The sequence below is a fragment of the Halomonas sp. AOP43-D1-4 genome (assembly GCF_052446175.1).
GTDB lineage: Bacteria > Pseudomonadota > Gammaproteobacteria > Pseudomonadales > Halomonadaceae > Vreelandella > Vreelandella citrativorans.
The window spans coordinates 298,374-319,994 of sequence record NZ_JBQSVY010000002.1 but is presented as its reverse complement, the minus strand read 5'-3'; the positions used below and the strand labels follow the sequence as shown (position 1 = coordinate 319,994).

General features: G+C 52.6%; 16 protein-coding genes and 1 riboswitch. Of the genes, 2 read left to right on the top strand and 14 right to left on the bottom strand.

The features are described from left to right. Positions 1-139: 139 nt before the first annotated feature. The 4 genes from ACT3RQ_RS03400 to ACT3RQ_RS03385 all read right to left on the bottom strand — a co-directional run bounded on the left by ACT3RQ_RS03400 (position 140) and on the right by ACT3RQ_RS03385 (position 5,025). On the bottom strand, positions 140-616 hold the full coding sequence (locus ACT3RQ_RS03400; RefSeq protein ID WP_087110782.1) for a LabA-like NYN domain-containing protein: 477 nt from the start codon (positions 614-616) through the stop codon (positions 140-142). A 369-nt stretch (positions 617-985) separates the two neighbouring features. Next, positions 986-2,935, bottom strand: a complete 1,950-nt coding sequence (locus ACT3RQ_RS03395) for a methyl-accepting chemotaxis protein (protein ID WP_087110784.1) — start codon at positions 2,933-2,935, stop codon at positions 986-988. A 569-nt stretch (positions 2,936-3,504) separates the two neighbouring features. Then, positions 3,505-3,930, bottom strand: a complete 426-nt coding sequence (locus tag ACT3RQ_RS03390) for a pseudoazurin (RefSeq protein WP_225733914.1) — start codon at positions 3,928-3,930, stop codon at positions 3,505-3,507. Positions 3,931-4,011: 81 nt separating this feature from the next. Then, positions 4,012-5,025 carry an ABC transporter substrate-binding protein gene (locus ACT3RQ_RS03385; RefSeq protein ID WP_087110786.1) on the bottom strand — a complete coding sequence of 338 codons (1,014 nt, stop codon included), beginning with the start codon at positions 5,023-5,025 and terminating at the stop codon, positions 4,012-4,014. Between the two features lie 73 nt (positions 5,026-5,098). After that, a riboswitch (cobalamin riboswitch) is annotated at positions 5,099-5,291 on the bottom strand. Between the two features lie 112 nt (positions 5,292-5,403). Between ACT3RQ_RS03385 and ACT3RQ_RS03380 the strand changes: the two genes are divergently transcribed. Both ACT3RQ_RS03380 and ACT3RQ_RS03375 read left to right on the top strand, forming a co-directional pair. Next, entirely contained in the window at positions 5,404-5,868 is a 465-nt protein-coding gene (locus tag ACT3RQ_RS03380) for a DUF2243 domain-containing protein (protein ID WP_087110788.1), read from the top strand. Between the two features lie 2 nt (positions 5,869-5,870). Continuing rightward, positions 5,871-6,680 carry a cytochrome c oxidase assembly protein gene (locus tag ACT3RQ_RS03375; RefSeq protein ID WP_192528424.1) on the top strand — a complete coding sequence of 270 codons (810 nt, stop codon included), beginning with the start codon at positions 5,871-5,873 and terminating at the stop codon, positions 6,678-6,680. A 24-nt stretch (positions 6,681-6,704) separates the two neighbouring features. On the opposite strand, the gene ACT3RQ_RS03370 is transcribed toward ACT3RQ_RS03375, so the two are convergent. The 10 genes from ACT3RQ_RS03370 to ACT3RQ_RS03325 all read right to left on the bottom strand — a co-directional run bounded on the left by ACT3RQ_RS03370 (position 6,705) and on the right by ACT3RQ_RS03325 (position 21,607). Continuing rightward, entirely contained in the window at positions 6,705-7,979 is a 1,275-nt protein-coding gene (locus tag ACT3RQ_RS03370; RefSeq protein ID WP_192528423.1) for a VWA domain-containing protein, read from the bottom strand. A 39-nt stretch (positions 7,980-8,018) separates the two neighbouring features. Further along, entirely contained in the window at positions 8,019-8,519 is a 501-nt protein-coding gene (locus ACT3RQ_RS03365; protein ID WP_225733913.1) for a hypothetical protein, read from the bottom strand. A 9-nt stretch (positions 8,520-8,528) separates the two neighbouring features. Then, on the bottom strand, positions 8,529-9,266 hold the full coding sequence (locus tag ACT3RQ_RS03360; RefSeq protein ID WP_192528422.1) for a hypothetical protein: 738 nt from the start codon (positions 9,264-9,266) through the stop codon (positions 8,529-8,531). A 33-nt stretch (positions 9,267-9,299) separates the two neighbouring features. Further along, entirely contained in the window at positions 9,300-10,694 is a 1,395-nt protein-coding gene (locus ACT3RQ_RS03355; protein WP_225733912.1) for an SUMF1/EgtB/PvdO family nonheme iron enzyme, read from the bottom strand. A gap of 133 nt (positions 10,695-10,827) precedes the next feature. After that, the gene (locus ACT3RQ_RS03350; protein WP_225733911.1) at positions 10,828-12,051 is read right to left on the bottom strand and encodes an ABC transporter permease; all 1,224 of its coding nucleotides are present in this window, start codon (positions 12,049-12,051) and stop codon (positions 10,828-10,830) included. Then, a complete protein-coding gene (locus ACT3RQ_RS03345; protein WP_287076923.1) occupies positions 12,035-12,709 on the bottom strand; it encodes an ABC transporter ATP-binding protein in 675 nt (224 codons plus the stop codon). The genes ACT3RQ_RS03350 and ACT3RQ_RS03345 overlap by 17 nt, the downstream gene beginning before the upstream one ends. A gap of 28 nt (positions 12,710-12,737) precedes the next feature. After that, positions 12,738-14,699: a vWA domain-containing protein gene (locus ACT3RQ_RS03340; protein ID WP_192528420.1), complete on the bottom strand. Its 1,962-nt coding sequence runs from the start codon at positions 14,697-14,699 to the stop codon at positions 12,738-12,740. Then, positions 14,696-15,796 (bottom strand): hypothetical protein, encoded by a 1,101-nt coding sequence (locus tag ACT3RQ_RS03335; protein ID WP_192528419.1) that lies wholly within the window; start codon positions 15,794-15,796, stop codon positions 14,696-14,698. Before ACT3RQ_RS03335 ends, ACT3RQ_RS03340 begins: the two co-directional genes overlap by 4 nt. Beyond that, a complete protein-coding gene (locus ACT3RQ_RS03330; protein ID WP_192528418.1) occupies positions 15,789-18,557 on the bottom strand; it encodes a putative virulence factor in 2,769 nt (922 codons plus the stop codon). The genes ACT3RQ_RS03335 and ACT3RQ_RS03330 overlap by 8 nt, the downstream gene beginning before the upstream one ends. Then, positions 18,554-21,607, bottom strand: a complete 3,054-nt coding sequence (locus ACT3RQ_RS03325; RefSeq protein WP_192528417.1) for a virulence factor SrfB — start codon at positions 21,605-21,607, stop codon at positions 18,554-18,556. Before ACT3RQ_RS03325 ends, ACT3RQ_RS03330 begins: the two co-directional genes overlap by 4 nt. Positions 21,608-21,621: the final 14 nt, after the last annotated feature.

The following is a 21,621-nucleotide window of genomic DNA, read 5'->3' as shown; positions in this document are numbered from 1 at the left end:
TCAAAAACCGAACCGGTGGCGGGCTACGTGTTGTAATGGCGCTACCCGCCTGTGCTGACACGTCAAGGGAAAGCGCCTCTTGATGCGTGTGGCTTCGGCGCGGGGATAGGGCTTGAGATGAGCGGGGCAAGCGTAAGAATTAGCGCAGCAGCAGGTCTTCCTTAATGGGAATAAACGCGCTCGCTTCGTTCATTAGTGACGCAGCGGTGAGCTGGGGGACGCCATATACCTCTACTTTTTTCCCATACTTGACGCGAATTTTATTCACCAGCAGGTCAAAATCGCCATCACCCGTTACCAGTACGATAACGTCGGCGTGCTCTGCGTACTCGATGGCATCCAGCGCAATACCCACATCCCAATCGCCCTTGGCAGAACCATCGGCGCGTTGAATAAAGGGCTTTAGCTTCACCTCAAAACCAATGGCTCTGAGTATATTTTGAAACTCGCGCTGTTTCTTATCGCCTTTATCAATGGCATAGCAAAACGCACCCACCACGTCTCTGTTGGCGGTGGCTTGCGCCCAAAACCGGTTGTAATCAAAGTTTCTCCGATATGCATCCCGCGTGGTGTAGTAGACGTTTTGTGTATCAATAAAGATGGCGACGTTGGTCATAAGTATGGCTCGTTGCGAACTATCCCATCATGCGGGCATGTTGGTCCCATAGCATCCAGATCGTACCGGCCACGATGATAAGCACGATCAGTGTGGTGAAGAGGATACGCTTTAGAGCGTCCCGGTGCGATTTAGCCTAGCCAATATGTAGGAAAAAAGCGCAGATGAACAATGAAGTGCACCAGTGCGAGCGCACCGAATACCATGAGGGCAGGCATGCCTGTTAGCAGGCTCAGGGAGATATTTGCACATGACTCACTCTGAGCTGATCTTGCAGGCAAATGAGCGCTGGATAGGCCATTCATTATTGGCACGTCATTCATGAAACGCCCCGCCATGTTTCGTCGGCGGGCGTTTCATGAAAGGGTCTCAGTAGCTGTGATGCGCTAATGCGAATGTATTACTTTCCTCGGTGACCTTAAAGCGACCTACCATGCTGGCCATGTCGCCTGCTTGGTCGTCCAGTGAGCGGCTCGCTGTGGCGACCTGCTCGACCAGCGCAGCATTCTGCTGAGTGACTTCTTCCAACTGGGTTAACGCCTGATTAATTTGCTCAATGCCTGATGACTGTTCGGTGGTTGCTGCGGATATTTCTGACACCAAAGCAGCCGTATGCTGAGCGCGTTCTGCAATGTTTTTTAGCGTATCGCTTGTTGAGGTAACAAGCTCTTCCCCGTCTTCTATACTTTTAACGTTATTGTCGATCAGCTTTCGAATCTGCTTGGCTTCTTCTGCACTTCGGCTTGCCAGGTTACGTACCTCTGAGGCTACCACTGCAAATCCACGCCCTTGCTCCCCGGCTCTTGCGGCTTCTACGGAGGCATTCAAGGCTAGGATATTGGTCTGGAAAGCGATGTTATCAATGGCTTCCACTATCGCGGTGACTTGCTGATTGGCTTCATGGATCTGCTCCATCGCCATACGCGCCCGTTCGGCTATATCGTTAGCGGAATTTGCCTGGCTTGCCATGTCCTGTGTAGAACGACGTGCTTCCTGAGCCGTATCTGCACTTTGCTTCACGGTGGCCGTAATCTGCTCCATGCTGGATGCCGTTTCCACAAGCGACGCAGATTGCTCTTCGGTGCGCTGGGCAAGGTCTGCATTCCCCTTGGCAATCTCCTTGCTGGCAACTTCGACAGACTGAGCACCCTGCTTGATGCTGGCCACCAGCTCTTCCGTTTTAGCCGTTGATTCGTTGAACGCCTGATAAAGCTGTGACAACTCATCGCTTCCTGGAATCGCCAAGCGCTGAGTCAGATCTCCTCCACGTGTCTGGATGTTTTCAAGCGCTATTTTTAGCGGGCGTACAATACTGCGGACAATGAGCACAGAAAGCAGAACCGCTAACAGAGCCGCCGCTAAGGAGCACGCCAGATAATACGCCAGCTCGCTGACCGCGTTGTCACGCAAGCTCTGGGCTGTTTCAAGCAGAAGATCGGCCGCTTCTCGTCCTACTTCCGCCTGGCTGTCAATCAGCATGGTTTGTTGGTCAAACCACTGCTGGTGATTGATATTGAAATCTCCAGCCGTGCCTTGCTCCACCGCGGTACGTCGCATGTCAGCAAGCGTTTTAGCAAGATCACTTTCCAGTATAGCTGCCAGCTCGCTCTGCAGGCTGGCATTGGAAAGCTGATTAAACGTTTTAAGGTATGCTTCTGATCGGCCTGTGATCGACAGCAAATTGGCGAACGCGGTAGAAGACATGGCGTCTGCACTAAAAGCGGTTGTTAACATGGCCCGCTCAATACCCGCTAGTTCTTTTATGTTTAACAAATTGTAATAAGCATTGAGCTGTCGAACAATTTCTCCGCGCTCAACGCTAAAGGTAAGTTGGCTGACAATGTTGATTAAAAAATCATTAATGTCCGTATAATAACGGTTGGATTGATCGCCTGGTATTTCCAGCCTGTCGGCGCGCAAACGGATTGTGTTTATCTCATGCAAAATTTGTTTAGCTTGAACTACCTGCTCTTGAACGCTTGTGTCATCTTCAGAAAAGATAAGATTTTCGGTATAAAGATTGAACTTCTCAATCTGTCCATCGGTCACCTTGCGCTGGCTAGGCAGCTCAGTGCGAAAGTTTTGCCCGCGGCTGCCTAAAAAGGCGGCTGTCATACCACGCTCGCGCTGAAGTTCATGAACCAGGTCACCGGCATACTGGCTCAGTACCGTCATCTCCTGAAGATGATTCATTTCAGACACAATCGCTTTACGTTCTAAAATACCTGACACTGCTAGCCAGGTCATGGCTAGCAATGGCAAGGCGAGAACCAGAATAAACTTACGGCCTATAGTAATACGGTGTAATACCTTCAGCATTATGTTTTCTCACATGAAAAGGATAATTTATGACAACGACGTTGAAAAGCTGACCATAACCTGCGCGTGTGCCTGTGCATTAATGGCTTGCTTACTTTTATCGGCAATGAGCGTTATAGCTGAAGCCATGAGGGGAGAAGATGATTTTAGGCTTGATCTAAGTCAAATTTAGTTAAAAATCAGACTTGTCTATCTTGACGGTAAGTTTTTATGACTTTTTTGAAGTCTATAGTTGATGTGTTTAAAGTGATTTTTATTTTTTCTTATCAGTTGTTTCTTTTTTTAATGGTGGCGTCGCTGTTAGATAGCAAGGTGTCGTAAAGGAGATGGTGGGGCGATGTGCGATCTAAGTGGCATGTTGGTGGGTGTTAACGTCGTATGTTTAATGTCTGCTCACTTGGTTATCTGAGTGGATAGAGAGCAAAGAAGATCAACATTACATGTTAGATAGTTCACCCAGAGAGCTTCTTCATATCAAAAGTGACCAAAACTCGCGAGGTGATAAATAAATGCTGATCTTGAAAGGCGGTTTGATGTGGCAAGCCGCCCTAATAGATAAAGTAATATAGTTAATTGTTTGCCTGCCGTGACAGGATTTCAACAAAACGCTGGCGTGCCGGTGCAGGCAGGTTGTCGGGCAGATCCTCTTCCGTCGCGGTGGTATCGCCGACTTGAATCAGCATCACCATGCCCATGGTGTAATGTGGCGAGCACTTAATGCCCCAAATGCCCTCGGCATTCAGTGTTACCTCAATCTCTTCGTTAATATTGCCTACAAATGCCTCGCCGCCTTCGGGGATCATGCCGTCAATGGTGGCCGCATTATGCCCCGGGGCGGTGGCTAGAAATTTCACCGTATCGCCAGGTTGAACAATAAGATAGTCCGGTGCGAAAGGCATTGGCCCGGTATCATTGCGGTTCAGCATCTCAACGGTATGTGTGTTGGCTAGAGCCGCCAGCGGTAGCAGACCAAGCAGAACAATAAGTCGTTGCATCATTTTCATAGTGAGTAAGCCCATACATTAATGAGTAAGAAGCGCGCCCTTGGGGCACGCTCAATGTGGCGGCGCAATGCCTCACGGTGATAGGTCAAATTCCGCTAACTGGTTGGCGAGTGCTTCCAGCGCAAAGATCGCTCGAACCGAGGGGTCCATCGCATGGGCATCAATCTCAATAATGCGGCCTTGTTGCACGGCTTCGGTCATGCTGGTGACAGGGTCTGACGCAAGATACGCCCGCTTGGCGGCAATGTCGTCGGCTGGGAACCGACGGCGATCCATTCTGGCGGCAGCAATAAACGTGGGATCACTTCTAACAATGGTTTCCCAACCGACGGTGGGCCACTCCTCTTCTGATGTCACGACGTTAGCGATGCCCAGCTTCGACATCATCCAGCCGGGCACGCTATTAACACCTGCCACGTAAGGGTCGATGCCCAGGTCGGCGGAGGAGTACCAAAACACGCCGGTAGTATCGTCCGGTAAATCAAGAGCCGCCGCTTTTTCGATGGCCGCAGCTTCACGCGCCTTCAGTTCGGTTATCAGCTCGTCACCGCGTTCGGCAACATCAAACATCTGCGCAAGCGTCGCGATGCTGTTGTAAAGCAGTTCGGTATCAAACAGCGTTGTGCGGGCGCCGTCCATGCTCTGGTGGTTGCTTTTGCCAATACACTCCGTGGGCATGGTCCAGCTGGGAATGCCCACATCGGCAAACATCTCAGGCGTACCGACCACGCCTGCGGGTCCAATCATCCACTCATAGGCAGATATCACCAGGTCGGGCTTGGTAGCCACCACGCTTTCGTAGCTTGGTGCATCATCCGCCAACCGTTCGACATTAGCGTCAATGTCAGCAAACTCCTCCAGTACCGGGTTAATCCAGAGTGCGGTGCCAGCAACCGTATCTTCAAGGCCCAGCATGTAAAGGATCTCGGTGGGCGCTTGGCCGATACTCACTACCCGCTCAGGGGGCGATTCTAGTGTGATCTCGTGCCCGCAGCTTTCAAGCGTCAAGGGGTAATCGGTGGCGGCATTGGCGGTTTGCCCAAGCCAAAGGCTGGCGACAGCCGCCGTGGTTAATCTCAACATCATGTACACTCCCGTGCATGATGAGCAGGCCGCTGGCGTGTAGCTGGCTAAGTAGCCAGCCGAGCCGACCCGCTCGATGAAGGTTAGGGTGTCGGCAGGTCTCCTGACTGACGGGTCGTCGCTAGCTCACCTTCCCAGACATAGCGTCCAGTGGCATTGTCGAGCATCGCTCGCCGCCTACAGTTGCGGGGGCAGTTCCGTTTCGCGGCCAGGCCACGGCGGATTCTCTATTAGGTTCTCGAAAGAACACCGACGTGGCTATTCTAGGGGGTAACGATGAGGCTTAACATGGTTAAAATTAGCCTGGGATCACCTCTTTCTGGTTGCGATAAGCGCGTGGCGTACCTAACTTGAGGGGAAACTTCCAGGAGCAAGGATGCCATGGCTAGCTACCCCGCCTCATCAGTATTTGATACCCAACGCTCGCTGTGGGCAGCCATTCTGATGGGAATTGGTGTCATGGCCGCTGTCGATGAAATCGTCTTCCACCAACTGCTTCAATGGCACCATTTTTTCGATTTCTCCACACCTGCGTTTGGGATTCTCTCGGACGGTTTGCTGCATGCCTTTGAACTCCTTGCCATCGTGGTTGGGGTGTTTATGCTGCTTGATCTTTCCCAGCGCAAACGGTTGTCGATCCCATGGGCTCAAGCGGGCTTCTTTCTGGGGATGGGCGGGTTTCAGCTTTTCGATGGTGTTATTAACCACAAGATTTTACGCCTGCACCAGATTCGCTATGGGGTTGATCCGCTGATGTATGACGTGGTGTGGAATGGCGCGGCGATAGGATTATTGTTGGTAGGCGTCTGGCTGCTTTTTCGCGCCAAGCATTTGGCGCGTCGTTAAGCATGCAGGCTCACGATCACGCCGCTCATGGGTCGATGCTTGATTGGCTGCCCGTGGCACTGATCGTTCTACTTACGCTGGCGTATCTTCTGGCCGCTTATGCCCAGCGGCAACAAACAGCCGGATGGAGCGTTTGGCGAAGTATCTTTTTTAGCCTGGGTAGTCTGCTGATAGCTATCGCCGTGGCGCCCCCTTTAATGGCTTGGGCGCACCATGATCTAGTGGGCCACATGGTTTTGCATCTATTAATTGGTATGTTTGCACCGCTCGCTTGGGTACTGGCGGCCCCTGTTACGTTACTGCTACGCGCCTTGCCTCAGGCGGGCGGAAGACGAGTCGTCGCTTTGCTACACAGCCGGTTTGTGCGCTTTGTTTCACACCCGGTTAGCGCACTTGTGCTCAATATCGGCGGTATGTACGTGCTCTATTTAACGCCGCTTTATGCGCTATCTCTCCATCACCCGATAGTGCATGTTGTCATACACCTGCACTTTCTTTTGGCCGGGTACCTGTTCTGCTGGACGATTCTGGCCGAGCCTGATGTGTCGCCCCATCGGCTGAGCCTGCTTTTTCGGATGGGCGTACTGTTTGCGTCTATTGCCACTCATAGCCTGTTGGGCAAGCTGATGTACGGCTACGGTTGGCCTCGTGGTACTGGCCATTCGCTTGAGGAAGTACAGGCCGCCGCCCAATGGATGTATTACGGCGGCGACCTGGCGGAAGTGCTGCTGGCCGTGGTGTTGTTAACGCTTTGGTTGCGCACGCCCGTTGAGCGGCGTGAGGGTTTATTGTCAGGCGCTAGGATTGGTTAATACTATGGTTTTAAAGGCTTAGACTTAGGGGGTGCAGTACTCCTCACCAAGTGCTTCTCTTCCCGCATCTAATAGCATTGTACTAATCATTTCAGCATCTTGAGATCCGAACACGCGCCCACCTGTTTGTTCGGCGATGCAGTTTGATAATCCGCTGTTCGAAATATCCACAACGTTAATTTTGAGCCTGGGCTGTTGGCGGGCAATTTCTTGAGCAATAGCGCATTGGTCCTGACCACAGCCATCATCGCCATCAACAAACGCTAAAATAACCGCATCACGCTCTTTGCCATCAACGATATTGGCGGCCTGTAATAAGCTTGCTCCTAGTGGTGTACCGTCATTAGCCAGCAATCGATTAACACCCTTTATGAGCTGTGGGCGTTGCTCTGCAGAGAACATGCCTTGCATAACCGTAGCGTCACACCCTTGATAGGTGATCAGTCCAATATCGACACTGGGGTCAATCGCCTGCACTAAGTCGGTGAAGGCTCCTTGAGCGACAGTGAGACGTGAGGGACTGGCAATTATTTGCTGCATACGTGGATCATTGATCTGAAACTCACGCAGGGCATCGGGCATGTTGAAAAACCACAATTCATCTTCCCTGGACGTTTGAATATTCAGGTTCATGGAACCGGAAGTATCAAAGATAGCTACGAATTCTGGTGGGGGGGTGTTGTCGCTATAGCAGACAAGAGGGATTGTTTCGTCTTCGCTTGGTTGCCAAGGAAGAGAAAACGGTCCCCATCGATTAAAGGCAAGCCACAAGCCAAGCAGTATTAGCCCAACCATAAGCGGTAAGAGTAATAACGGTAATAGCAAGTGATAGCGCCGCCTTGGAGGATCTGCTGGTCGTGCCATTACAGGTTGATTGATTGGCGTTGAGGACGTAACAGGACCTGCCATCGACTGCACGGGTACCCAGTGAACTAAAAGCGGTTCGCCATTTACTGAGTACAGATTTTCGGTGCTGGGCCCCGAGGGCAACTGCCTTAACTCACTCGCAGCTGCGTTGTCTCGTTTTTCCAGTTCAGTGATCAGGTTGCTTAAAGCCAATAAGCGTTGATCAAGACGCTCTTTCAGCTTCTGCTGGTCACTGAGTGGAAGCTCTTTAAAGTGATGGGATTGTCCCGGTAACTCCGTCCACCACTCCAGACTATCGGAATTTCCCGGGCGAGGCGTGGCAAATAAGTTGCCTATGCTAGGAGGGCTGTAGCGATGGACGAGCCTCTGCAACCGCTGTGGTTGCAGAGGGTCTGCCAAAGCAAGCCCTTCCTCACGCAGAATACGCTGCATGGAGGCCCTCCAGCGAGGAGGCCGCTATCTTTTGAATCATCACGGTGCATAGCCCAGGCTTTGTTGAAGTCTGTCTACTTGCTCTTGCAAAGCTTTAAGCCGTGCTTGTCGTTCAGCGAAACTCTCCTCTTCTGCACCAGACGTTGCTAAGTCCGCGTTATTCTGCTGCGCTAACGCGTTCAGTTGATGCTGTAGCCCTAACTGATCTTGAGAGCGGCTCTGTAAGCGCACCATTAAGTGTTCAATCGTACGCTCAAGTTCATATTGTTGCTGATTAGTCACGCGTAGCTCATCTCGTGTAGCACGTTGCTGCTCTGCAATTTGCCGCTGGATATCACGAAACAGTGCATTTTCTTCTTTATCAAGCTGCACTTGCTGCTCGCCAGCATCGATACGTGACCGATAGCCGCCGCCAGCATCACAAGATAGCTTGGTGAGAAGACTGGCTTCTTGGCTGGGGTCACAAGCTTGCGGAGAAGTGGCACAGCCATTAAGTAGTATCAGGCCGCAAGCGACAGCCATAAGTTGAAACTTCATCATAGTGTCTTCTTACCCCAGAGTGATCGCAGAACGCATGCTGTAGAGATCATCGACTTCTTGTTGCAGCGCTAGTACCTGCTGATTCATTACGGCAATGTCTTGCTCAACCTGCTGAATTTCAGAAGAGCTTGCTTCTTGACGCTCTAACTGGGCCACTTCTTCATATTCGGTCACTGTTTTTTGCATGTTTCGAATATCGCGTCGTAGGATCTCGATATTACTGTCGATACCGGCTAAATCGTTTTGAGCCATTTCCTGGTTTATACGTTGCTCAGCCATTTCCTGCTCTAATCGTTCGATACGTTGGCGGTCTTCGGCCATAACTTGACGGGCCGTTTCTGTGCGGGCGATAACTTTCTGAGTATCTTGCTGAATATCTTTGCTCATCATCTGTAAGCGCTCTGCTGATGAAGCATATTCATTACGCCGCTGGTCTAAATAGTAGTTAGCACCCATGGCGACGCCACAGGCACTGATGCCTGCAATAATGGCACACTGAGCTTGGTTGCTAGAGCCACTGAGCATACATCCTATAACGCCAACAGCTGCACCTGCTGCGCAGGCTTGAAAACCAGATTTATTGAAAAACTGAGCATCGTTGCCTTGCGTTAAGCGTGGATCTGCTGATTGGTTGTCAGAACTGTTGAATAAGCTACTACCGGTGCTGGCGCAACCAGATAGAGCAAGTGTGCTTGCTATTGCTGAGCCAACGAGCAGCTTCTTAAAATAAGTGGTGTAGAGCGACATGTGTTGTTCCCTTGCGTTGTTTAATAGTGGTTATTATTTTGCCATGGCTTTACAGTTCTCAAGCCAAGCCCCGGCGGTAATGCTCTGATTGTTTAAAAACTGTTGCTGATGCCCCCAGTAAGTTTGAAGATAGGGTTCAAGCTCGCTTAACTGAGCGTTAAGGGAGAGAATTTCGCTAAATACTTGCACTTGTTCTGCTAGAGAATCGGAACTATATAGAGTGGCGGATTCCACCAAACTGCTTGCGTAATAACGGCTAAGACCTTGAAGGCGCTGTTCTTGATCCTCCAGGCGGGTTTGCCGCATTCCGCAACTGGCATCAGGGTTGTCGTTTTCACAGTTAACCCGATAGTTATCCGCCAGAAAATCATAAAAAATGCCATCGTCTTCTAACTTGGTGCATAGAAAAGCACCCAAGTTGAGGCTGGCACGAATTGCCTGGTTGCGTGCTTCTTCACGACGTTGGTTGCTGGCACGCAACTGGCGCTCTAGTGACTGAAGTTCTTCTTGTAAAGCATCATCTTGTACGCCAGAGGCCAGGGCGGCCAACTGGACTGCCGTATCCGGCGTGCCATCTTCTTCCTCTCCCAGTCCAAGCGCTGCCCACTGCTCTTCGATCTCTGCGATACGCTCTCGGGAGGTAAGTGTCGGTGCTACGACAGCCAGGCGCATGCCGGTAGCACGGCCGCGGGATTGGCCTTCACCATCATAGTACGGCTCTTCACTACGTAAGGCCGTGCGAATGTCTTCACGAGGGCTTAAATAATTGCCACCGCGCACGATAACGCCACCTGCTTGGCCATGCTGGCGGTCAAGCTTGTTAAGTCGGAAGGGTTCAAACATCATTTCACTGGCGTTACCCAGTATGTCATGTAGGCCTAATGGATTAGGGGCCAATAGGCCTGTTAGCTGGAGTCGTCCATTGGAAGACTGAGCGCCTGAAAACCATTCGTAAGCATTAATTCCTTCTGGCATGAGATAACGAGAATCACGATACTCCGCCGTACTTACTTCAAGACCGCCACGTGCAGCGAACTCCCATTCAGTTTCTGTGGGTAAACGCACGAAACCTAACGCACTGTCTTCCTGAGGAAGTGCATCCACCGCATTGTCACGCAGCCACAGGTTGTAAGTATCGCCAACCTGCATGGCATCAAACCAACTAATGCCTACTTTGGGAAGACGCTTACGATTAGAGAGGCCTGGGCATGTGTTTTCCATTAGGGCTTCGTACTGTAGTTCGGTTAGCTCGTACTTGGCCATTAGGTAGTACCGGGAGGTAGCTCCTTGGTCGTCTATAAAGCTACCCGAAATATGTGCTGGACGGCTTTGCTCCACGTAACCCCATCCTGTGCCGTCTTGCCCTACTTGAACGGGAAAGTCATCGAGTGGTTTGCTGACGGGCACATGTACCTGGCGAAACGTCATTGCACCACCGCACGGCATTGGAAGCACCACATCCCCACTCGAAGGGGCTGGGTTGTAGAGTCTTTCAGGCCATTGCTCCGCTTGGGCAATACTGGAAACGCTAAGTCCGGACAATAATAAGATAAGGCAACGTTCAAGCTTCACGTAGACTCTCCGCTGGTTGAATTCCGTAGGCACGTATCACGCCGACCATGACGACCAATAGCCCTACCGAAAAAGCGAGTATTAAAGCGATCACGGCATGGAGGGGGGTAATATGGCTCACAACGCCTGAGGCTAAATGGCTCGTGGCGAGGGCACGGTTAAAAACGACGGAACCCAGCGCAAATAGGCCCAGCCCTGCCACAAAAGCGATTAGCGTTAACACGCTCACTTGAGCGGCTATATAGGTGGCGATAGCCGGGCGTTGAAAACCAAGCAAGCGTAAAACAGCATACTCACGGCGTTTTCGATCAATGTTGGCTAAAAAAGCACCACTCATGGAGGCCATGCATCCAATAATCGCTGTTACGGCAATAACACCGAAAACGAGTTCTAGAACTCTATTGATGGTGCGTACATTTTCAATATCAGCAAGCTGGCTTGCAGTATCAATACGCTGGTTCTCCAACCACTCCACTAATCCCTGTACTGAATCGCCATCCTTGGCGTAAACACGCGCCCGGGCGTATCTCAATGGGTAATCATCTCGCGCTAAGCCATTATTTATGCCTAAAAGGGGACTTGCTTGACCGTCTCGAAAGTGTTCCAACTCAATAAGCAGTGAAAGATCCACAAAAGCAGCCGGACGCGAAAAGCGGGCAGGCTCTAGTACACCCGCAATTTCTACGTTCAGGTGACCACGCTCAAGCTGTTCATCAAGCCTTCTGTTAACCGCTAAAGTAAGAGATTCGCCCTCGATGACGTCAAGGCGCCTGGCCGCTGACTCACTTAAGATGATGCGTGCCCCTTCAGGGTAGCGATCCAGGGTGTTTAGCAACGGGTCGCCAGGTGCCGAAGGAATCAATTCGATGCCCTCCAGGAAGTGCTGACGATCCTTCAGCAAATTGGCTTGAGTATTCAGTGAGCGTGTTTGCCCAATAGCGAACCCTACCTCGGGATGTTCGCGCAGTTTCGTCATCCAGTGATCGTCATAACTACCGCTTGTCAGCATGCGCACTTCGAGGTTTCGTGGGTCATCAAGTAGCTCGCTTTGAAGCTGGCTAACAACGCCATGTTTGAGTCCGAAAAGCAGCAACAGCGGCGCAATCACTGCTACTAAAGCGGCCGCGATACATAACGATACTTGGCGATCATGCCAAAGATCCTGCAACGCTAAACGAGTAATGAGAAAAAATCGGTTACTGCGCGAAGGCAAAACAACACCCCTCTGGCGTTAAGGAGGCTGCCAGTCTTGGCAGTTTGAACTGATCAACCAGCGTGTAGTCATGGGAGACCACGAGTGCAGCCATATCGAGCTCTTTCACAAGCGATACCATAAGGTCAAAAAGCTGAGCCCCTGCGTATGGATCAAGAGCTGCCGTGGGTTCATCGGCCAGTAATACCTGCGGCTCATGTGCCATCGCTCGCACGAAAGCAGTGCGCTGGCGCTCTCCAATGGAAAGCGCACTAGGGCGTTTATCCAACAGAGCGTCCAGGCGCAGCTTGGCACAGGCATGCTGAATGCGTTCACTACTAGCGGGTAGGCCCAATAAGCGCCGGGGGAGCGTAATATTGTCGCGTACGCTCAAGTACGGCAGCAGCCCACCGTTCTGTAGTAAGAAGCCAATGTCTTTCGAGCGAATGCTGGCCAGGGTGTTTTCGTTCCTGTTATGCAGCAAGGCGGCCACGTCGGTCTTTGCCTTCCCAAGCGAATAGCTTTGCAGCGTGCTGGGAGCGAGCAAAAGCCCTATTGCTTCTAGCAGGGTGCTTTTACCACAGCCGCTAGGGCCGACAATTGCCGCTACTTGTCCCGAGATGAGAGCAAGTTCTGGCAAATAGACTTCGTGACGCTCATCGCCCTCACCACGTGCCACACGTAATTCCTTTAGATTCAGCACAGGCTTAAGGCATCATTTCTAGTGGAATCGGATAGACATCATCTCTAGGGTCGGCGCCTTCAGCGAGAGATACCCACCTATCAACGTCTTCGTTATAGCGCTGGTAATGACGTAGTTTAGTGGCGAGGCGTCTGATAAAGCGTTCTTGCTGCAAACCATCCCAACTCAGCCAGGTTTCTTCATCAAGATTAAGCACTTCGCTTTGATAGGGGAGGTCGTCAAGGTACTCGCCCATAAGTCCTAATTCGCTTAAGTGCTGCCCTTCGCTTTGCTGTACTTGATTAGGATCCGCACCCATTGCTGCAGCCACAGAGCGGAGCCGATCAAACATGTCGGTCGGCGAAATAAGCCCAGCATTTGCTGCGTTAAGAATTTCACTGACCACGTCACTCAAATCGCTAAGCTGCCCTTTGGTAAGCAGTACGCGCACGTCGATGGTTGGCACATGTTGAGCAATGAGATCTCGGTCGCTAATCCATGCTTCAAATACGGGTGGAGCTTGGCTTCCCGTTACTTGGCCAAGGTAAGCAAGGCGCATTGCATGGCCAATGACCTGCATATCATCCATCAAACGTTGCTCACTTGGGTCTTCAGTGGGCTCGGCGTTTAAAGCGCTACCGATGGCCTCATCGCCTAAATATGCCGCTTGAACCTGGTCCGTAATCGCGGAGGCTAAAGCATCAACACGCTGTCCAAAAAGTGTTACATCGCCTGTATTAACAGGGTAATAGAGTGAGGTGCCCGTGCCTGCGAACGTAGAGAGGTTGCTGTATTGTGCTTCAGCTTTAGCATGGTCCCCGTTGCTCTCGCCGCCAGGGGTTTTTAAATGCAAGGTATAGACTGCAATACCTTGACGGGCGGCTTCCAGACGAACCTGGTCTGCACTAAACCCTGTCGACGAGCGCTCGCTATCACTGTCAATTGCACTGGCGTCAGTGATTAAAACAATGTAGCGCGCGCCAAAATTACTCCACTCAATCTCTTCGACTGCCTGCATGATGCCCGCATAAGCATCTTCCTCCCAGCCAACGGTAGAAACCTGGGCTTCGCTGAGGCTTGCCACCCGGGCCATAAAATCGTTGCCGCTTTCAATATCAGCAGGATTAGCGAACATACGGGTGACATACTCAATGCCGGGTGCTGCGTCTACGCTGTCGCGATAGGAAACCAGGCCAAATTTTACCTGGTCTGTGAGCTGTTGGTCCTCAATCCTCTGGTATATACGCTCAACGGCTTCACGGGTACGCTCAATGTAGGGTCCCATGGAAGAGGTGGAGTCAATGACAAATACAACACCGGCATTAAACTCACGTAACTGCGCTGAAGGATCCTTCTGGGTATCATCCTGCTGGCCTTCTTCAGCCGCCTCACTGACAGAAGCAACACGCAGCAAGCGTGTCATAAAGCCAGCCTCAGTCATGATCTCTTCGCCTTCAAGAATAGGCAGTAAATAAAACTGTTCTTGAAGATCGACAAAGTACTCAGGCTCTTGGGCGACGATCCCCGAAGCCTCACCATCACGGCGTAGCTGAGCACGTAAGGGAGCTACTTTTCCGGAAGGCTCAAAGTCGTCAAAAATTTGCATCAGTCCGTCACGTTCTTTAAAGAACATCAGACGTTCACGATTAGCAGGATTGGTAAATGACAGTGTGAGCTGCATTTTCCAATCGACCGTACAGGATTCAGGCAGCCAGCCAATGGCGCTGCCATAACTATCGGGGCCCACCTTTAGCCAGTTTTCGCCACTCTTCTCGCTCAACTGATACACATAAAAACGGCTAAAGGCAGGTTGGAGCTCGCCCCCTGCACCGCCTGCATCTTGCACGAGGTGACAGCCTGGCGTTGTCAAAACGCGTTGGTAAAGTGTTTCCTTTCCTTCTTGTAATAAAGGTCGGTCGTCAGCGAGCGCTTGAGTAGCTGCCAACATGCCTACCGTCAGGCTCAGCAGTATCCTGTGCAGTGTCATGGCTGAAGTTCCTCAAGTCGCTGATTAGCTTCTGGATTTGTGGCGTCAATGCCTTGGGCGGTCTCGTACCAGAAGATAGCGGTTTCAGCATCCGCTTCTGGGAAGCAGGTACTGGATGCATGCTGTTCAGGATCAAATTGGCGGGCATAGCCAAGCGCGGCGTCAATATCGCCATTAAGCGCCTCATGGGCGTAAAGACGACGTGCTATGCCGCAACGCTCATTCGCTAGCGCGTCGTCAATCACGCTCAGCATGACGTCAGAATCAATCCCAGCAGAGGTGCAGCTCTGAATAAACTCAAGTTCGCCCTGTTCGGTCATACGCTGAAGAGAGCAGGGAGCGGCAATCCCTTCTGCCGGGCCCTCTTCACCGACCGGAGCTATTTCAGCTTCAGGTTCAGATTCAGGTTCAGGTTCAGGTTCTGGGGCAGCAGGCTCTTCTTCCAACGGCTGTTCAGGCTGACTTTCCTCCTGCTCTGCTTCGCTGGCAGCGTCTGAAGGCGCATTGCGCATCGCTAGGCCGAACCAGGCGGCGGCTGCAAGAAGTGCCAAAAGCACAATAGCCAGTACTATCCAAAGCCATCGCTTATTGCCCTTTTTTGCTGTCTGGGGCGCTTCTGGCGCTGGCGTTGTAACCTCGGCGGGTGATGGCTCAACCGGTATGGGGTCAGGCTCTGGTTCGGGTTCTGGCGCCGCCGGTGAATGTAGGGCCGCTCCTGCGGCTAATGAGGGCGTACTGCCACTGGCGCCGGATGGCATCAGGTCACGGGCTAGCTTTAAACGTGCGCGCCCCAACTCCGTGCCATCAGCAGCGTAAAACCGAACCATATTGGTGGCATGCGGATTTTCGATTAGTGGGTCAACGATCTGCTCATCGACCACAGCCGTCGAGTGGCCGTCCGCATTGGTTTGCAGCGTTGGCAGCGTGAATTTAAAAGAGTGGCTTCCCCACTTTCCATCGGCTTGTAAAAAGTGTTCATCCTGGTTGCGCTGAATGTCTACCGACAGACCTTCGCTCGGAGGAGTGCCACCGATCATTACTAGCTGGGCATAACCGGGTTTAAGATCAGACAGGGGGCGAAGCTCAACTTTACGCATACGCCTTCTCCTTGGTAGTGAATAACGCAAGTACCTCACCGAGGCGCTCATTCTGCTCAATGGTGATTTCGCGACCGCCGCTATGCCCGGCATTTTCTTGAGTCATGAGATAAAGTCCGGATAGCCAGTTGCCAAAATACACCTGCGCTTGATTGACGGGCTGGTCAGGTAGTTGCGGTAATTCGCCGTTGGGTAGGTGGTCACGCTGATAGCCAAATAGGGGACCTTTTCTACCCACAAGGCTTGCAGGCCGCTGATCCACAGGAAGGTAGTGAAAACCGAGCCAGGCAATGAAATCACGCAGCACGAGCTGGGCCGTCAATACTTGCCGTGACACGAGCCGATCCCGGCGGGCGCCGCTTTGAATGCGTTGCAGCAGGGCTTCTTGCAGTTTCTCTTGTACCTTTGACCGGCTGGCACCTGTAATCAGTTCATCGGCCAATAGCTTCATCAAATCACGATCCAGCCCCAGCATGCGTAACAGCCCTTGGCGCTGGGGAAACTCACGCAAGTGACCTACCCAGGCGTGATAGACGGCCTTGGCAAAGCGGTGATCAGCACTTTGCAGCACGGGCGCTCTTGGTGCCTGGGCGGGTATATCGGTTGGTTCGCCAGGACTGTCGCCAAAAGGAAGCGCTCCAAAGTCAGCTTCCAGGCCAGCACTACTGCTGCCATATAGCCCACCATTGTCGACGCTAGCGTCGTCGTCATCTTCTGTGGATGATGACAGGCTGTCTTCGCTGTCACTGAGGTAGAGGTCGCGAACGGTTTCGTCGGGCAGTTCCAGGTGATATTGCAGCTCTCCCATTGATTGCCAGCGCACCTGAAGCTCTTTCCAGAAACGGCCTGCAATGGCGCGCTTCTGCTCTACTTCACCATCGGCGTCATTGAAGTGCCAAGTAGCAAGACGATCCGTGACCAGCGTACGATATGTTTCCTTGAGCTGGCTTTCGATCCGGCCTAATTTGTACTCCAAGCCTGCAATGCGGCCCAGGTAGTCGCCAACGTGGGCCATGCCACCATCATCTAGCGTCAGCATTGCTTGCCAGGCATCGGCGGGTTGCTGAACGTGCTGCTGTACCGTCGGGCTTTCAATGAAGGTATTTTGCATGCTTGCCAAGGCTGCTTGTGTTGCTTCGTTTATGGCAACTTCCCGGCCTTCTTCACTTACCAGGAACGGCACAGGCAAACGCGGTTTGCGCACCAAGAAAGTATTATTAAACGCTTGGCCGGGTGACCACTCCTGCATCCACTCAAAGCTTCCGAAACGCTCCAGCATGGTCATTTTGATCAGACCTTCCCAGCCTTCACGCAACTGGCTTTCGGTTTGTTGCAACGCGCCGGAAATACGCTTATCGAACATGGTGAGCGCCCAGATCAGCCCAGGATCGCGCTGGCCGCGTTCGGCGGCTGTTTCGCCTTGGGTTTTTTCGATCCAGCGGGTTAAGACCGGGCCAACGCTTGTCACATCGCTCTGCTTGTCTGAACTTGTACAGACCACCAAGCCGTTCATTTCCTGGCTGTCCGTGTAGCGCTCGAACAGGTAGGCCACCTTGCCACGCAGCAAGAGTTGAGAAAGGCCTTCCTGGCTTCCTGATTCACCAATATTACGTAGGCTTAAACGGCCGCGATAACCGGGGAAGTCCAGCAGGTCCACCTGCTCTACCCGCGGGTCACGGGTAGGCTCGATCAGAGGAAAGGTCAGTTCCGCCGTGAGTGCTGCGAGTTGGGCAACCGATAAACTAACCGGCGCGGCCAGGGTATCGCCAATTGAGGGGCAAACCTCAAGCGTATAATCCTTTGCGGTACCCAGGCGCTCCAGTATGTCGACGTTCATGATGCTGTCGCGCTGACTAAAGCCGTCTCCATCGCTCACTACCAGGCAGCGAAGCGGGGCATAAACGCGAGCGGCGTGGCCCAAGGCATCCAGGGTCTGGGCGAGTTGGCGATAAAGGTGGGTAAGTTCGGGTTGTTCGCCCCATAAAATGGAGAACAGCTCAGCCCGTTGGTGGCTGGTAAGTTGCGGGGCAAGCTTGACTACCTGCGGCCAGTAGCGGGCGTTGAGTTTGCTGACGGATTTAGGAAAGCTCGCCTGTAGGTAGTCCCAAAGCTCTACCACATTTTCGGGCGTTACACCTTTCGGCGTTATCCCTGATTGGCGCTTTTCATCAGATTCAGCAGCGTAAAGCGACAGCAGGCGCGCGACTTTGCTTTCATCAATTTCGTAAACGTCTTCGCGTTCGTGGTCGAAGTCGTTGAACCAGGCATTCGCCAATACTTTCGCTACTTCCACTTCGCTGAACAGCTTGAGTTCAACCGGGAATTCGCTGGGGCCGGAGCTTGCCGTGCGGCTAAATCGTGTGACCAGGCCGGTCGCTTCCTTACCACCACCGACAGGGTTGATGTGTTCGATAAAGTCTAAACGAGCCGAGCCATAACGCGTTTCCAATTTGCCGTTTTCGCCAGCCGCCAGTGCGGATATAAGATACGACTTACCCGCTTGAGAGAGCCCAAAAAAGCCGACGGTCATTGGTGTCGTGGCGGCATGCGATAAGCTTTTCGCAAGGTTACGGGATCGATAAAGGGCAAGCCCCAGCGTGTCTGCTTCACTGTCGAGGCTAGGGGCGCTTTGGCGCACTGAGTCAATCCACTCCAGGGCTTCACCTGCGCCCTGATAAAAGGACTTCCAGCCTTCGCTGAGCTGTTTCTGTTCTGGCGTCAGCTGTCCTGGTGACAACTGTTCGGGTGTCAACTGGTTCATGTGCGTTTTACGCTCCCGCTGTCCAGCCAGTAGTTGGTATCGCCCAGTCCGGCATCATTAAGTGTATTGAGCTGCAGCTTCAGGTCACGTGAGCTAAAGCTGCCTTCACCGCTCGTTTCAACGCTGGCGATCTTCAGGCGATCACTGATCAGGCTGCCTTTGCTGGCCCGTTCATCCACCGCTAAACGTACCTTCAATATGAAAGCGTGGCCCGTATTGGCTTTGGCTTTTTCGAACTTCTCCGTCCCGGTCGGGGTAAACGTCAGCGTATAGAGCGGAGACGCTGACCAACGCTGAGCGGCTAGCTGGCGAAAGCCGATTCGAAGTGCACCGCGCATTTCGATTGCGGGCGTTTCCCCTGTTTCATCTTCTTGCAGATGAATCATGGTGCCGTCTTCGGAGGTTGTTATATCGCGATAGGTGATATCGGCATCAGGGATCGTATTATTGTTATCAATCAAACCAATATGACGAATCGTTGAATAGGGTTTCAGCTTCGCAGCATCGAAAAAGAAGTTGGACAGATCATGGCGGGTGCACAGTGAGCACAACATCGCGCCTACGGAAGCCGTGGTTTTAGGATCGTCTATACGGCCGTTGCGATGGAAGGGGTACCAACTGCCTGTGCGGTAACCCTGCAGTGGCAGGATGCGCCCCGGTGGTAGTGGCAGCATTTTGCGCAAATAGGCTTGGACACCCGGTAAACGTGATGGGCGGCCGGTAATCAAGAGCATGTCGCACTGATATTGGAAAACCACTTCACACAGCGATGCCAGGGTTTTGCAGATGTTGAAGCGATCTTGCAAAAAGGCACGATGAACGTCCAGCAAGTTGAACGTAAGCGGAATGCTCATCAAATCAAACGTAAGGTCCATGCCCAGCTCGTGCCTTAGTGCCGTTTCGACATAACGGTGCACCGATGTGCTTACCTTGTGCTCGCCTAAGCGTTCACCGTAGGTGAGTGTCTCTGAGCCACAAGGCTGCTCGGGGTTAAAGCTTTCATAGGCCTCAAGTAGCGCTAGGCCGAGCGGGGTGAAAACCTGCAGGTTAAGCTGTTGGCGTAGAACCTGATTCTGGGCATTAGCGTTGTCCTGCCCGCATAGTTGCGACATCATCGAGTCAGGCGATGCTACTCCTGCCTGCTTGAGCGCGGCCTCAAAACTGGGAAGTACGAACAGCTGAATGACATCAAGCAGGATGTCATCTCCGGCGACGCGGAAACCGTCACGAAAGCGCTGCTGTGGTACGACGGAGACATTACTGCCTCCGCTCGTTGATCCACTGCGGTCAAGATGGTAGTCGGTAATGACCAGGTCCGTGGTGCCGCCACCAATATCAATAGTGGCAAGGCTGACCTGCTCACGATGGGGTTTATCAGGGCGTGCAAGCGTTGCGAAGAACTCTTCTGGATGCCCGGCAAAGTTCTCCTTGATTTCCGTATAGAGGTAAACCAACTGGCCGCAGGAGGCTTCGTCCCACTCTACACGCAAGCTCGGCATCGGGACGCGTAAGGTGCCGTCAGCTTCTGCTTCAAACGGATTACTCTCTTCTTCACCGTGATCCCAGCCCAGGCTTTTCCAGATCAGGGCAACCGCTTGCTCAAGCCGTGATACCAGCAGGCTGCGTTCTGCCTGTGGCAGCGCTGGAGGCACTGTCAGGGTGATAGAGCGTAGCTGGCGAGGGCGGTTGGTATGCCCTTGCCGGGCACGCTGAGCGGGGCTGTTCATCTGCATCAATGCTTGTGCCAGCACTTCTGACAGCATGAAGGTCATCAGCGAGCTGCGCGAGTAGTGCGGCTTGAAGACAGGTAGCTGATCTTCTTCATCCAGCGTGTAGAGCGCATCCCCCAGCTCGTTAATCAGATGAGAGAAGGGGGCGGCGGTGGCATGTGGCTCCGTGTCGGTACGCACATACGCACTGTTAAAGCGCCAACCGTGGTGATATGTCTCATCGTCCCACAGGTAACGTTTGGGGCTGGATAGACCTGTGGAGCCTTCGGTGCCCCGCCGCCGTCCGGCCAAACGTCCTGCTTCCACGCCAACCCGGGCGATGGTAGGCCATAAGAAAGCGTCATGACGGCCACTCTTGACGGATAAGTGGTCTTTGCCAAAAAAGGTCTGTGAGAATTCAATACGACTATCAAACGGGTCTCTATAAACCCGCTCAGGATCGACAAGGTCACGCAGCTCAAGCACATAGTTGTGTCTCAGCCCCATGCCCGACTGGCCGTGATCTTCTATCAGAATCCCGCACGTACGCGAGTTGCCGACATCGAGCACTAGGTCGACGGGAATTACCCCTTCTTTCTGGGCGATAACCTTGATGTCAGGAATATGAACGCGTTTGCCCTGCTTGCTGTGCTCTTCTTCGATAGGCTGGCGCAGCAGGCTAAGTACGTTCAGGTAATGTGCAAAATGCTGGCACTCTTCAAGAGCGTCACGCATTTCCTGGCTATCAAGCTTGGGATTGGCTTCGCGGAAAAGCTCTTCAAGCCATTCTCTTACCCAGGATTGGTCAAGAAACCAGCGCATGTTCGACGTGCTGGTGGCCAGGCGGAAGTTGGTGCCTGAGTTGACGTCATCCGTCGTTGGGCAAAGGTATGCGGTGTTATCACGACGCGGCAGCGTTTGTGTATCAAAGGCTAACGTCAGGCGATGAGTATGGCCGTCGATATCGGGCTCATCCAAGGCCGTCAAGCGCATGCGGGCCCAGTTGGCAGGGCCTTCATCAAACTTGCTTGGCGGCCGAAAACGGAAAAAGGGGAGCGGGAGCCAGGCTTTATCCAACTGCTCAAGACTTGTCGACATCGCCATGTCGAATTGAGGGCGTTTAACGATTTCAAACTCGCCAGGCTCTACTTCATGAAATAAAGAGCCATCTTCTTCATTAACCAGCAGGCGAGTCAGCATCTTGTCCGTAGTGGCCAGATACATGAACTCCCCAGCTGGCTCCTTGCGAGGCTCCAGTGTTAAACCAAAGTCCAGGAACTGAACGCCGGAGTGGCTAACCAGAGTTGCCACCTCTTCGAAATTAATAATCTCAGGTAACATAATCCGTTTACCGT